This window comes from Nocardia sp. NPDC058633 (assembly GCF_042717045.1).
In the GTDB taxonomy this organism is placed as follows: Bacteria; Actinomycetota; Actinomycetes; order Mycobacteriales; family Mycobacteriaceae; genus Nocardia.
On sequence record NZ_JBHXRA010000005.1, the window covers coordinates 275,462 to 289,149 of the forward strand.

General features: G+C 69.0%; 14 protein-coding genes. 12 read left to right on the forward strand and 2 right to left on the reverse strand.

Features of this window, described 5'->3' with window-relative positions; translation table 11 throughout:
- The first annotated feature begins 5 nt into the window (after positions 1-5).
- The 9 genes from ACFWUR_RS08615 to ACFWUR_RS08655 all read left to right on the forward strand — a co-directional run bounded on the left by ACFWUR_RS08615 (position 6) and on the right by ACFWUR_RS08655 (position 5,234).
- Entirely contained in the window at positions 6-338 is a 333-nt protein-coding gene (locus tag ACFWUR_RS08615) for a hypothetical protein (RefSeq protein ID WP_378904010.1), read from the forward strand.
- A gap of 24 nt (positions 339-362) precedes the next feature.
- Positions 363-659 (forward strand): YbaB/EbfC family nucleoid-associated protein, encoded by a 297-nt coding sequence (locus ACFWUR_RS08620; protein ID WP_378904013.1) that lies wholly within the window; start codon positions 363-365, stop codon positions 657-659.
- 100 nt (positions 660-759) lie between these two features.
- Positions 760-1,071, forward strand: a complete 312-nt coding sequence (locus ACFWUR_RS08625; RefSeq protein WP_378904016.1) for a type VII secretion target — start codon at positions 760-762, stop codon at positions 1,069-1,071.
- A 2-nt stretch (positions 1,072-1,073) separates the two neighbouring features.
- Entirely contained in the window at positions 1,074-2,435 is a 1,362-nt protein-coding gene (locus ACFWUR_RS08630) for a hypothetical protein (RefSeq protein WP_378904019.1), read from the forward strand.
- Positions 2,436-2,462: 27 nt separating this feature from the next.
- Positions 2,463-2,768, forward strand: coding sequence for a PE family protein (locus ACFWUR_RS08635; protein ID WP_062984142.1), 306 nt, complete (start codon positions 2,463-2,465; stop codon positions 2,766-2,768).
- Positions 2,765-3,748 (forward strand): PPE domain-containing protein, encoded by a 984-nt coding sequence (locus ACFWUR_RS08640; protein WP_378904022.1) that lies wholly within the window; start codon positions 2,765-2,767, stop codon positions 3,746-3,748. The genes ACFWUR_RS08635 and ACFWUR_RS08640 overlap by 4 nt, the downstream gene beginning before the upstream one ends.
- Positions 3,745-4,536, forward strand: coding sequence for an ESX secretion-associated protein EspG (locus ACFWUR_RS08645; RefSeq protein ID WP_378904025.1), 792 nt, complete (start codon positions 3,745-3,747; stop codon positions 4,534-4,536). The genes ACFWUR_RS08640 and ACFWUR_RS08645 overlap by 4 nt, the downstream gene beginning before the upstream one ends.
- A gap of 42 nt (positions 4,537-4,578) precedes the next feature.
- Positions 4,579-4,908, forward strand: coding sequence for a WXG100 family type VII secretion target (locus tag ACFWUR_RS08650; RefSeq protein WP_378904028.1), 330 nt, complete (start codon positions 4,579-4,581; stop codon positions 4,906-4,908).
- Positions 4,909-4,940: 32 nt separating this feature from the next.
- The gene (locus tag ACFWUR_RS08655; RefSeq protein WP_378904031.1) at positions 4,941-5,234 is read left to right on the forward strand and encodes a type VII secretion protein EsxR; all 294 of its coding nucleotides are present in this window, start codon (positions 4,941-4,943) and stop codon (positions 5,232-5,234) included.
- A 156-nt stretch (positions 5,235-5,390) separates the two neighbouring features.
- Here the strand turns inward: ACFWUR_RS08655 and eccE are convergent, their stop codons facing one another.
- Entirely contained in the window at positions 5,391-7,142 is a 1,752-nt protein-coding gene (eccE, locus tag ACFWUR_RS08660) for a type VII secretion protein EccE (RefSeq protein ID WP_378904034.1), read from the reverse strand.
- A gap of 106 nt (positions 7,143-7,248) precedes the next feature.
- Between eccE and eccB the strand changes: the two genes are divergently transcribed.
- Complete coding sequence (gene eccB / locus ACFWUR_RS08665; protein WP_378904037.1) at positions 7,249-8,757, forward strand: type VII secretion protein EccB; 1,509 nt, start codon at positions 7,249-7,251, stop codon at positions 8,755-8,757.
- A gap of 54 nt (positions 8,758-8,811) precedes the next feature.
- Here eccB and eccA read toward each other — a convergent pair whose 3' ends face one another.
- On the reverse strand, positions 8,812-10,653 hold the full coding sequence (eccA, locus tag ACFWUR_RS08670) for a type VII secretion AAA-ATPase EccA (protein ID WP_378904040.1): 1,842 nt from the start codon (positions 10,651-10,653) through the stop codon (positions 8,812-8,814).
- A gap of 158 nt (positions 10,654-10,811) precedes the next feature.
- On the opposite strand from eccA, the gene eccD reads away from it, so the two are divergent.
- Positions 10,812-12,272 (forward strand): type VII secretion integral membrane protein EccD, encoded by a 1,461-nt coding sequence (gene eccD, locus ACFWUR_RS08675; RefSeq protein WP_378904042.1) that lies wholly within the window; start codon positions 10,812-10,814, stop codon positions 12,270-12,272.
- Positions 12,269-13,681, forward strand: a complete 1,413-nt coding sequence (mycP, locus tag ACFWUR_RS08680; RefSeq protein WP_378904045.1) for a type VII secretion-associated serine protease mycosin — start codon at positions 12,269-12,271, stop codon at positions 13,679-13,681. Before eccD ends, mycP begins: the two co-directional genes overlap by 4 nt.
- Positions 13,682-13,688 lie beyond the last annotated feature (7 nt).

Genomic DNA, 13,688 nt, shown 5'->3' on the forward strand with positions numbered 1-13,688 from the left:
GAGTCGTGGACGAGTTTCCGACTGAGTTCAGTGCCGCATCGGTGACCGGGGCGATCGTGGTACGTACCACCGAGCAGGGCCTACCGGTGGGGATCACCGTGGATCGCGATCAGATGCGCCGCGACCCGGATGAGCTGGCCGCCGAGATCCTGCGGTTGTGCCAGAAGTCGGCCAAGCGGGCGGGCCTGGCGCGGCGTAATCAGCTGGCGGAGGCCGGGTTCGACTCGGCGCTGCTGGCGGCTACCGGACTGCCGACCGAAGCCGAGGTCGCGGCGGCGGAGATCGTCGAGGAACAGGAATACGACACCGAACCGGACAGCTGGCTGCGGTCGGTCTAGCGAGCGGATACGGAGGGCAAGGCGATGGTCGAGACCATGGACGAGCTGATCGCGAAGGTGCGGGGCCAGCTCTATCGGCTCCAAGACCTGACCGAGGCGACCAATGGCATCCGGGCGCAGGAGACTTCGCCCGACGGCGCGGTGACGGTGACCGTCGACGGTGCGGGCGCCCTGGTCGGTTTGGCGTTCACCGGGGCGATCGCGAAGCTGTCACCGGCCGATTTCGAGCGGACGCTGACACAGACCGCACAGACCGCCGCGCACCGTGCGTTCGGTGAACGAGCCGAGCTGGTAACGGCCTACAACCGAACCGGCATATGAGATTCAACTGATCTTCACCGTTGATTGGTGTGGTGCCGGTTTCCGACGGGTAGATAAAGTAACGAAACACCCTGGGCTGTTTCGAGATTGGACGATAGCCATGAATCACGTTGCGGTAGTTCCGGATGCGGTGCGTGCGTACGCGGGTGCCTCGGCCACGATGGCGGCAGGGGTCGCCCAGGCGGGCGCGGTCGACCAGGCTGCCACGATGGCCGCCGCGGTGCCCGTGTTCGGCCTGATCGGTCAGGAGTTCCTGATGTCGTTCGCCTACGCGCAGGCCAACCATCTCACCTCGATGGCCGAGCTGGCCGCGGTGCACGCGGGCACCGCGCTGACCTCTGCCCAGGCGGCCGCTACCTATGAGGGCGCCGACGGGGCCTCCAGGCTGGGCCTCTCGGCGGTCGATCAGTAGCAATGACGTATCCAGGGGGAGATTCGGCGGGCGCGGCGGCGTCGGTCGATCCGACAGTGCTCGAGCTGCTGCGTGGCAGTTCGCTGGCGCCGATGCTCGACCAGCCGGTGAGCCAGGTGCTCAGCTCGATGGGGTTGCCGCAGTTGCCGCAGCTGCCCGAGTTCATCCAGTTGCCGGAAATGCCCGCGCTGCCGACGATCGACCTCACGGCGCTGATGCAGCCACTCACCGAACTCGCCTCCGCGTTCGGTACCGGTGCGCTCGGCGGCACGAGCGCGACGTCGGACACCGGCACATCGACCAATCCCGCCGAGGCACTGACGAATATCACCTCGGTGCTGGAGACGGTGATGTCGCTCGGCTCGACCGCGCTGCAAACGGTGATGCAGCTGTGGCAGAGTTCCGCGGCGACGGAGGCTACGACCAAGGCAACCGCCGCACAGGCCGATGGTGCCAAGCTCGCCGCCCAGAGCACCCAGGAGAAGGGCGTGCTCGCCCACGCGGCAGGCAACGTCGCCGTCGGTGGCGCCAAGCTGGCCGCGGTGATCGCTCGCTACTCGGCCACCCTGGCGCTGGCTCCGCTCTACGCGGTGACGCCAGGTGGTCAGGCGGTGCTGATCGCGGCGACCATGGAGGCGATGGCCGAGGGCTTGGCGATCACGGCCGAGACCAAGGCCGAGATGATGGCCCGCAGCGGCGAGATGGCGCAGGCGGGTGAGAAGGTCCCGGTGACCAACGCGCCGACCGGCGTCGACGCGAGCAGTGAGTCGCTGAGCCAGCTGATGAGCCTGATCACGCCGTTGATCAGTACGGCGAGCACCGCGGTTTCCTCGATCGGTTCGCTTGCCGGACAGGCGAGTTCGCTGTCGACGAGCACGACCGGTGACTCGACGACCGCCGGAACCGGGATCTCCGCGCCGGGCGAGGAATCCGCCGAGGAGTTGGCCGCCGCGAGCGGTGGCGGTGGCGGCGGTGCGATCGGTGGGGTCGGCGCGATCGGCGGCGCGGCCGCCGCATCGTCGCCGCTGAGCCCGTGGCAGGGCGGTCGAAGCAGCGGCCTCTCCACGGTCGGCGCCACCGGCGCGGCAGGCGCGGGCGGCACCACTTCCGGCGGCGCGAGCACGACCACGGCATCGGCGGGCGGTTCGTCGCCGGGAATGATGCCGATGGGTGGCGCCGGTGCAGGCATGCCGATGGCGCGCGCGGTGGAGGGTGGCGGCAACGAGGCCGTGCACTCGCAGCTGGTCACCGGAAATCACGGCGACGAAGTCGTCGGCCCGATCGCGGGGGTGGCGACCCCGGTCGTCGGCGCCGCCGAACCGGTGGTCACCGACGGGCCACCGGACAAGGAACTCTCACTGTGACGCGGTACGACCACGACAGGGGTAGCAATGAGTAACACCTTCGAATTCGATTCGGCTGCGGCGAGCAAAGCCGCGGCAGCGCTGGACGGCATCGCCGACCGGCTCACCACCGAGCTCACGGCGGTCGCCCCGGCGCTGCACGTTGCCCCGGCCGGCACCGAGGAGGTGTCGGTGCGCGCCGCGAACACGGCCAACGGCGTCGCCGACGACTACCTCACCGGCGCCGAGGCGGGCGCGCACGAAATGAACAAGTTGGCCGCCACCCTGCGCGCGCAGGTCAGCGAGTTCGACCAGATGGAAACCGACAACACCAGCGGCTTCAACGGACAATGATCGAACCACCGCAGCCCGGCTTCACCGGAGTGGTGTGGGAGGCGCGCGAGCCGGACAAGCTCGCCACCGACCTCACCACCGGTGCCGGCCCGATGCCGATGGCCGACGCGGCCGCCGCGTGGACGCGGCTCGCCGCGGCTTTCGGCGCGGCCGTGCTCGACTACGAGCAGGTGCTGCAGACCTTGCGTGGTTCCTGGAAGTCCGGGAGCAGTGAGCTTGTGTGGGAACGGATCTCGGCGCTGCGCGAGTGGTTGCTCGAGACCGCGGCGGCCGCGACCGCCAACGCGGCCAGGATGCAGGCCCAGGTCCTCGCCTACGAGGTGGCGGCCATCGCCATGCCCAATACCGCCGACATCGCCGCCATCACGGCGATGCAGCAGGCGCTCGAACAGGTCGGCACCGCCCTCGGCGCGCCGATCAAGGCGATCGCGGCGCAGACCGATGCCGACGCCGATGTGGCCAAAGCCGTTGCCTCCCGGGTGATGCGCAGCTATGAGGCGGCCACCGAACCGCTGGCGACGCCGTGGCTGCACGCGCCGCCTCCGCCGATCGTCCCGGAAGCCGCGCTGACCGGCGAGAAGTCGGGCCAGAGCGCGACGTCGCTCAGCGCGGCTTCCGCAACGATGCCGGGGATCGGCGCGATCGGCTTCGGCGCACTGCCGTCGATGCCTGCGCCGGTTCAAACGGCGTATCGCGCACCGACGTTCGTGCAGTCCGCCACCGCGGTGGGTGCCACGACGCAGTCGGCGCCGGTCACCACCACCCCCGCCGGGCAGTCCACGCCGCTCGTGCCCGGTGCGATGGCGCAAGGCGGGGGCCAGGACTCCGCCGCCCGCTTCCCCCGCGCGGGCCTCGCCTACGAGGAGTCCGACCAACTGGTCGCCGAAGGCGAGATCCAGGCCGCGCCCGCGGTGCTCGGCGTCGCCGAACGCGCCGCTGCGCAGACCGGCGGCACCGCCCCCGCGGAGGGACGGCCATGACCACGCTCACCAACGACGCGTTGCTCGCGGTCGCCGAGCGGCTCGGTGTGCAGACCCTGCCACTGGTGCTCGCCGTGGGCCCGCAGCAGGACACCTTCGAGGCCTGGCGCGCGGCCCGCGACACCGCGGTCGCCGAACTCACCGCCACCGGCATCTTCGACACCTACGGCGATGTCGAGCCCAACCTGGCCGGCGCGCTGCACACCCTGGCCCAACCCGACGCCGAACTCGTCGCCCGCGGCTACGGCGACGACGGCCCGCGGCGAATCTGTCTGGCCCGCCGCGGTTCCGGCCACGCCAGCGCGGTGCGCACCGGTGCGACCTTCGAGATCGTCACCGACACCACCGACGGATCGGCCCGTGAACTCGCCCGCCTGCTGCTCGCCGCGCTGCCGACCTGCGCGCCCGCCGAGGTAGCCGCGGTCAGCGTCTCGGCCGACGAGCTCGCGGCGCGCCTCGACGCCGCCGAAACAACCTCTCAGTACGTGGACGCGATGTATGCGCTCGGTATCGACGCGCACCAGGCGACCGTCCTCGGCGCGGCCTTCGGCACCTGCCATGGCTACATCGAGATCGTTGCCGTAGTCCACCACGACGGGCTGACCACCCGAGCCCCTGGCGCGGTCGCGGTGTACGACACCGCGCGCGGCCGGATCGTCGTAGCGCCGATGACGGCGCCCGACGGGCAGGTGTGGTCGACCATGACGCCGGGCACCGATCACCGCCTCACGCAGGCAATCGGTGCGCTCCTCGAGGGGCTTCCCGGTGGGGGGTGGCGGCCAGATTAAGCCATCTCTCGTTTCAATCACCAAGTAGGAAAGGTTCGGCACATGCCCCCTCAGGGACCAGTAGGCGTAGAAGCCGGCGGCGTAGACGGCGTCGTCTCCAAGCTCGAAAGCAGCATCGGCAACCTCCGCACGTCGGTCGGCCAGATCGACGACGCGGCCCAGGCCGTCCTGCGCGGTTGGAAGGGTGACGCCTCCGCCGAGTTCGTGAAGGTCGCCCAGGCCTGGCACGACGAGTCCGACGCACTGAACAAGAAGTTCGACCGGCTCACCGAAGCGGTCAGCACCGGTAAGTCCACCCTGGTGAACATGGACGGCCAAGGCCTGTCCGGTGGTGGTTCCACCGGCGGTGGCGGCGGCTACACCAATCTCTGACCGCGAATCAGAAACGAACAGGAACTGAGCTCATGACCATTCTTTACGATCCCGCGGCGATGAACGAGCTGTTCAGCGACCTGCAGACCTACGGCGGGAAGATGAAGGGCGAGATCGACGAACTCGAAGGCGCCGCTTCGGATTTCCGGAACAACCTGCAGGGTGATCAGGCGATCTCGACCTTCGACACCGCGCACAAGAACGTCACCACCGAGCTGGCCGACACCCTCGACAAGCTCGACAGGCTCGCCGCTCAGGTCGAAGCCGCGCTCAACCGCGCGCTCGAGGCCGACGGCAAGGTCGGCGACGGTTTCGCTGATTTCTAGGAGCGCCGGAGCGCTCGAGCGCGGCCCCTGAGGGGCCACCCGAAAAACGGGGCGGGACTCGTGCCTTCGGCACTTTGTCCCGCCCCGTTCTTCGGTCTGCCGGGCCGCTACGCCCGCCGCGCGGGTTTCCCTGAACTCGGTGTGACGCTGTGAAATTCAGCGAGCCGCGAGGGATTCGCCGATGTAGTGCATTTCGTCCGGGGTGGTCACCATCGACACCGTGGCGCTGCCGGTGCTGGTTCGGACCGTGATCCGGTTCGGGGCGGAGGGGTCCTGGATGAGGGTGACGTCGGGTGGCAGCGCGTCCGGATCACGTTCGGCGGACCGGATTTCGACGAAGGTCGCGCCGCCGAGGTGGGTCGTGGGGGTGATGCCGTCGAACACCAGGACGGTCGTGGTCGGATACGGAGCCGCGGGCACGGGGGGCGGTCCGGGCGGTGTCGGTGGGGTCGCGCCTGCGGCGCGTGGTGCGATCGAAAGAAGTTGGGGGGTAGCGAGGTTGGCGACCATCGACTGCCATGCCTGCGGGCGCGAGGTGTGGACGACGGCATGGGCGCCGAGTGCGGTGGCTCGCAGAACCACCTGCTGTGCGAGGTCGAGGTTGCCGATCACGTCGACATGGCGCGTGCCCGCGCCGATCAGCGGGACCGCGATGCCCTGGCCGCGTTCGTCGGCGCCGATCAGCTGGCCGCAGCCGGTCGTCGGCACGGCGATGTCGGTGAGTGCGGTAAGGGTGCCGCGGTAGCCGTCGCGGCCACCGAGCGCCTCGGCGGCACCGATGGGCAAGGTGTCGAGCAGGATTCGGCGTTGGCTGCCGGGGAGCTCGCGCAGACCGTCGATCGGGGCCTTCTCGAAGGGCTGCGCCGAGTCGAAGCGGACCACGGCGTTGAGCACCACGGTCCCCGCCTTGTCGCCCGCGCGGTCGATCCGGCCCGCGCCGGGGTGCAGGCGCACCGTGACGGTGGTCGACAGCGTCGGCAGCGACCAGATCTCGGCCAGCCCGTTGGTGCCGATCATCGGCGCGGTGAGCTGGTAGTGGGTCAGGTGCCTGCCGAACTCGGACTCGAGCCCGTGCGCCGACTCGGTCAGCCGCAGCGGATCGAAGCCGTAGGACAGTTCGCGCAATGCGCTGTTCATCTCCGTGGCGGTCAGTACCGCGGCGTCGATGCCACGGGTGGCCAGTCGATTCGCGACCCGGCGGGTGGCGATGATCATGGTGCGTAGCGCACCGGTGGCACCACCACCGCGCTTGTCCACCGCTGTCGCGTTGGCCAAGGGGTCGAGGCGCAGCACGAGCCAGCAGGTGCGGTGCGCGATGGCGGGCAGCGGGCCGAGAATCCGGTTGTAGAGGTGGGCGGCGGCGCCGGTGCCGGCGGTGCGCGCGCCGGTGGAGATCACGTCGATGCTCACCAACGCGACATCGAACTGCTCGAGGCAGCGCGCCACCTCGGTGAGCGGCAGCAACTGGTCGGCACTGAGCGAGCCACGGCGCAGCAGGGTGAGGGCGTCCGGCGGCGGATCGATCCGCAGCATGGTGAGCAGCAGGTCGCCGTCCCAGCGCACCCCGCAGCCGCCGCCCTCGGGCAGCGGTACGTCGAACGCGGGTGCCCGGTCGAGGGTGTCGGCGCGGCCGTGCAGGCGGCGGGCCGACCAGTCACCGATCCGCACCGCCGGTGGCCTTCGCCGGATCGGCACGAGGCCGATCAAGAGCACGGCCGCGGCGCCACCGATCGCACCGTAGACCGAATCCGTCGTCGCCAGCACGATCCAGGCCACGGTCGCCGCGAGTACCGCGGTGGGCACACACGCACGCAACGGATACATCCGGAACAACCAGAATTCCGGATCACGCAAGGTGTCGTAGACCTGTGCGCTGCCGGTTTCCCCGGCGTTCACATCGTTGTTCAAAATCGTTGTCCCTGCTTGGCATACGTCGAATCGTGGTGAAGGACAAGTTCCGGATTTACGGTACCGTGTCCGACGAGATGGTGATCGACTCAGCAATGGAGTACCTGTGCCGGCACAGCTGACAACCAAAGCCCAGGTCAATGGTTATCGCTTTCTGCTACGCAGGCTCGACCACGCACTGGTCCGCCGTGATGTGCGCATGCTGCACGATCCGATGAAGTCGCAGAGCCGGTCGATGATGGTCGGCGCGGTCCTCGGGCTGATCATCGTGGCAGGCGCGGCCATCCTCGGCGTTCTCAAACCGCAGGGCGCGATCGGTGACGCACTGATCGTCACCGGCAAGCAGAGCGGCGCCATGTATGTGGTCGTCGAGGCCGAGGAGGGCGAGAAGACCCTGCATCCGGTGCTCAATCTGGCTTCGGCCCGGCTCATCGCCGGCGACGCGCAGGCGCCGAAATCGGTGAAGGACGACAAGCTCGGGTCGCTGCCGCGCGGACCGCTGCTCGGCATTCCCGGCGCCCCGGCGGCGATGCCGGGTTCCAAGCAGGGGTCGAGCTCGACTTGGACATTGTGCGAGACCACCCCGCTGTCGGCCGCGGGCAGTGCGTCCGGGGCAGGCGGCGGCCTCACCACCACCATCATCGGCAAGCCCGAGACCGGTGACCGAATCGGTGCTGTCGGCGCGGACGAGGCGATGCTGATGCGCCACGACGACAAGACCTTCCTCGTGTACCGCGGAACCAGGGCCGAGGTCGACCCGAACAACTCGGTGCTCGCCCGTACCCTCGGCCTGACCGGTCAGCAGGTTCGCCCGATCGGTAGCGCGGTGCTCGGCGCGACCACCCAGGCCCCGCCGCTGACCGTGCCTGCCATCGAACGCGCGGGTGAACCGGGCCCCGGCAAGCTGTCGAACGTGCCGATCGGTGGCATCATCGCGGTGACCGGCGTCGAGGCGGCGGACAAGGAAACGATGTACGTGGTGTTGGCCGACGGCGTTCAGCGCGTCTCGGAGTTCACCGCCGGCCTGTTGCGCAACGCCGATTCGCGGGGCATGCGCGAGATCGCCGAGCTGGCACCGGATGTGCTCGACCGGATGCCGATCCTGCACACCCTGCCGATCGATGGCTTCCCCGAACACAAGCCGAGCCTGCTGTCCGCCGAGGACGCCCCCGTGGCCTGCGTGAACTGGGCCAAGGATCCCGGCGAGGCCACCGCGCAGGGCAAGTCGGTGGACGGGCCCGCAGAGCGCGCCACGGTGACGTTGCTCGCCGGAACGAAACTGCCGCTGGCCGATTCGGCCAAGCCGGTGACCCTCTCGACCGCCGACGGCTCGGGCGACCGGATGGACGCGGTGTACCTGGCGCCGAGCACCGGCGAATACGTCCAGGTCACCGGGGCCGAGCCCGGTAGCCTACGGCGCGAATCGCTGTTCTATGTGGCCGACAACGGGATTCGCTACGGCATCCCCGACCCCGCGACCGCCGCGGTGCTCGGCCTCGGTGACAAGCCCAGGCTCGCACCGTGGTCGATCATCGGCAAGCTCGTGCCCGGTCCGACGCTGTCCGCGAAAGATGCATTGACCAGCTACGATTCGCTGCCCTCGGCCAGTAAATAGCCGAAACGGGCGAGGTCGGGCGCACATTCGCGCCGGACCCCCGCCCGTCGGCGTTCAGCTCAGGTTCGGGATCCGTCCGATATTGAGGGTGGCCACGATCCCGGCGAGCGCGGTCCGCATGTCCGGCTCCTCGATGCGCATCAGCACGTCGTCGTCGACCTCGGCCAGGTCGAGCCCGTCGGTATTGGCGAGCCGGAACTCGCGTTCCTCCTCCGCCGATTCGATCACGTTGCGGATGAAGCGGCCGTTACCGGCCAGATCGACACCGCGACGCGGCTGCCCGCTCTGATCGGTGCTCTCGAGGTTGTAGAGGTACTCGCAGGTCTCGATCAGGGTGGCCAGCGATTCGGGGGACAGTTGTGAATCCCGGCTGTTGGCCACGATTTCGCCGATCTGCCCGAGCTCGGCGGCGGTGTAGGACGGGAACTGCAGACGCTTGGCGAAGCGGGAGGCCAAGCCGTCGTTGGCGGCGAGCAGCCGATCGATCTCGCCGTCGTATCCGGCGATGATCACCACCAGCCGATCGCGGTCGTTCTCCATCCGCGCCAGCAGCGTGTCCACCGCCTCGCGGCCGAACGCGTCACCGCCCGAAAGTCCGGTCTGGATCAGGGTGTAGGCCTCATCGATGAACAGCACGCCGTCCATCGCGCTGTCGATCAGCTTCTCGGACTTGATCGCCGTGCCGCCGAGGTTCTGGCTCACGAAGTCGACCCGCTTGGCCTCGACCACCTTGTCGGTCTTCAACAATCCGACACCGCAATAGATCTTGGCGACCACCCGCGCGATGGTCGTCTTACCGGTACCGGGCGGGCCGGTGAAGGCCAGGTGCTGGCCACGGGACTGACTCGACAGGCCCTTGCCCGCCCGGATCTTGGCCAGCTGCGCCGAGGACTGCAATTTGGCCACCTGGTTCTTCACCGAGGCGAGACCGACCTGCTTGTCGAGTTGCGCGCGTGCCTCGGCGAGCACGGTTTTGGCGCGGTCCTCGGCGGCGGCTTCGTTCATCGAGGCCAACGTCGGCGCCGAGGCGGGATCCCACTTGTCGGTCCGCGCGTCGATCACCTCGCGGCTGGTGACCACGATCCGGAAGGTACGGTCGCGCATCGCCGTCGTATTGGCGGTGAAATCGGGCAGCTGCGAGTAGACCTGCTCGAACAGTTTCTGAGCCTCGGCCTCGTCGCCCGATTCCCGCAGGCACAGGCCGCGGTTGTACATGGCGGTGAACTTGGCCGACGGAATCGGGCCCGCCTCGGCCTGTTCCATCCGTCGGATGGCCTCCCCGAACAACCCGAGCTGCGCGCACGCGGTGCCGACCATCACGTTCGCGCCGGTGGCCAGGTACGGGTCCTTCCAGCTTTCCGAACCGGCCAGCACGGTCATCACCTCCGACCAGCGCTGCGTGTTGTAGTGCAGGATGCCGCGGATATAGGAGCTGATCCGATCGTCGATCTGCTTGTCGGGGTCGTCGGCGCGGCCCGCGCGCAGCGTTGCCAGCTCGTCGAGCACCTGCTCGGCCTGGTCGTAGTCGGTGTCGGCGATCAGCTGCGATGCCCAGGCCAGCCAGATCTCGGTGAGCCCGGACAGCGGGTAGTCGATGTAGAGGCCGGGCAGGAAGCGCCCGGCCATGGCCCGCGGCGCGAGGCCGATCCGGCGCTGCTCGCGACCGAGCGAATCAAGGCTGGTGCGATGCAGATTGAACAGCACCTCCTTGGTCACCTCGCCGGCGGCGGCGCGGCCGAGCCACGCGTCGCACATCGACGAATCCCATTCCGTCGCGCGCTGGAAAGCCAGCTTCGCGTACTCCTCGTCACGCGCGGACTCCTGACCGTCGATGGACAGACCGAGCGAGAGGACGCCCGCGTCGAAGGCGCGCTGAGCCTGGCGAATGTCTGGCATGTGGTGTCGGACCCCGAAATCTTCCTCTGATGGACAGCTGGTGTTCAATCCGGCGCCCACGACTTCGATCGCGCCGGTTTGCCATGTCCGTTAGATTAGGTAACGCTGCCGTGTGGTCGCAACGGAAGTAGTCAGCTACGACTGAGAGTTCATCACTGGTGTCGACGTTGTTAGGCAATGAGCCCGAACTATGCCGAGTTTCAGTGATCGGGGGTGATACGCAGCTCGACATCGGTTTGCCCGCCACGGTTCCGATCGCCGGATTCATCGGTGATCTGGTGGCGCTGATCCGCTCGCGGGATCCACGATTGCCCGAAGGCGACGAGGACTCCGCCCCCGTCCGCGCCCAGCACTGGACGCTGGCGCGACTCGGCCAGGACCCCCTGGCGCCGAGCCGCACGCTCACCGAGGCCGAGGTCTACGACGGTGAGCTGCTGGTACTGAGCCCGGTGACCCGCAAGGAGTCGCCCGCGCTGTTCGACGATGTCATCGATGCCGTATCCCGGCTCACCGCAGGCGAATTCCGCGGTTGGTCCGGCTCCGCGGCCCGCTGGACCGGGTTGGTGCTGGCGACCGTCTCGATCATGGCGGCGCTCGCGCTGCTGGTCGTCTCGCGCGTCGACACCGATCCGCTCGCCCCCGCGTTCGCGCTGCTCGGTACCGGGATCGCCGCGTCGGCCGCGGCCGGGATCGCCGCGCGCAAATTCACGGATTCGATTACCGCGAACTGGCTTTCGCTCGACGCGCTGCTGCTGTTGTTCGGCGGTGGCGCACTGGTGGTGCCGGGACAGCTCGGTGCGGGCAGCCTGTTGCTCGGTAGCGTGGTGCTGCTGGTCGCCGCGGTGGTCGGGTATCGGGTTACCGGGATAGGGGCCGGATTGTTCGCTGCCGCGATCACGGTCAGCGTGTTCGGCGCGGTGGCCGGTGCGATCCACCTGATCTGGCATCCGGGCCTGGCCAAGCTGTTCGCCGGAGTGCTCGTGGCGGCCGTCATACTGCTGTCGTCGGTGCCACGGCTCGCCGCGGTGACGGCCAGGCTGCCGATTCCGCCGGTGCCCACCGCGGGCGCGGCGATCGACCCCGCCGATCATGAACAGCGGCCGACCATCGAGGGTGTCGGTGCTGTCGGTGCGATCGCGCTGCCCTCGGCGGCCGGGCTCGGCGAACGTGCTCGGGTAGCGAATCAGATCCAGACCGGTCTCGTTGTGGCCTGCGCGCTCGCCGCGCTGATCGGCGCCCTCGGCGCGGCCGACCCGTTCGGCTCGTTCCATTCCGGCGGTGTCGCTCTCGCGACGGTCGCGGCGATCGTGCTGTGCCTGCGGGGGCGCTCCTACGCGGATCTGGTGCAGGCGGCCACGCTGATCTCCGCGGGCGCACTCACCCTGCTCGCACTGCTGACCGGCCTCGGCCTCGGCCACGAATCGCTCGAATTCCTCGCGGTAGCACTGTTGTTGGTGACCGCGGGTGGTGTCGTGGGGTTCGGCGTCATCGGACCACATGTCGAAGTGACCCCGGTGACGAGGCGGATGATCGAGATCTTCGAGTACCTGTTGATCATCACGATGATCCCGCTCGCACTGTGGGTGATGGATGTGTACTCGACCGCTCGCAACATATGACCGGCGCAGCCATGCGGCGCGCGCTGCTGCGGCTCACCTGTGCGGCGACCGTGCTCGGCACAGTCGCGGGTTTCCCGATGCCCGCGAGCGCGATCGCCCCGCCTCGGATCGATCCCGGCGCGCTCGACGCCGCGGTGGCGCTGAGCGGTAGACCTGCTCCGCTCGAACCGACCGAACAGCGTGAACTGTGTGCCGAGCCGGTGCTGCGCGGTAGCGCGCCGGTCGAACCGCCGATGTCGCAGCAGGTTCTCGATCTGCCCTCGGCGTGGCAGTTCAGCCGGGGGGCCGGGCAGAAGGTTGCCGTGATCGATACCGGCGTCAACCGGCATCCGCGACTGCCCGCGCTGCAGGCGGGCGGTGACTACGTGAGCGACTCCGACGGCACCGTCGACTGCGACGGCCACGGCACCTTGGTGGCGGGCATCATCGCCGCCCGGCCCTCACCCGACGACGCGTTCGTCGGTGTCGCCCCGGACGCGGAGATCCTGGCCATCCGCCAGCTCAGCCTCGCCTACGACCGCAAGGACCGACAGGGCGCGGTCAAGGAGGACGGTGCGCTACGCAGCGACGGCTACGGCAGTGTGCTCACCCTCGCCGGCGCGGTTGTCCGCGCGGTGGACATGGGCGCCACCGTGATCAACATCTCCGAAGTGGCCTGCACCGCAGCCGGTTCCAATACCGCCGACGGTGCGCTCGGCGCCGCCGTGAAGTACGCCTACGACCGCAATGTGGTGGTCGTGGCGGCGGCGGGCAACGTGGAGCAGGGCGGGCCGTGCCAGAACCAGAACGAGGGCACCGGCTGGAGTTCGGTGACCACGGTCCCGTCGCCGGCCTGGTTCACCCCGTACGTGTTGTCGGTCGGCTCGGTCGACGCCAACGGCCAACCCTCGGCGCTGTCGCTGCGTGGGCCGTGGGTCGGGGCCGCCGCGATCGGCCGCAATATCGTGTCGCTGGACAGCAAGCCCGGCGGCACCGGGCTGGTCGACGGCGTGCAGACGATGGAGGGCGTGCAGCCGATCGACGGAACCAGTTTCGCCGCACCGTATGTCGCCGGGTTGGCCGCGTTGATCCGGTCACGCTTTCCGGAACTGTCCGCGCAGCAGGTGATCGATCGGATCACTCGCACCGCGCACGCGCCGGGGCGGGGCCGCGACGACGGCATCGGCGCAGGTCTGATCGATCCGCTCGCGGCACTCACCGCACCGTTGCCCGCGGAGCCGCCGAGCAGCGGCGCGGACGTGGGTCATCCGATCGCCGAGCCGTACGCGGCGCCGGAACCGGATTCGCGACCACGGCAGGTCGCCATCGCCGGGTCGGTGTTCCTGTTGGCCGCCTTGGGAATCGGCGCCGCGTTCGGGTTCCCGTTCCGCCGACGCGGCGTTGACCTCAATCAGGAATTCGAGGAGTAGAGGGATC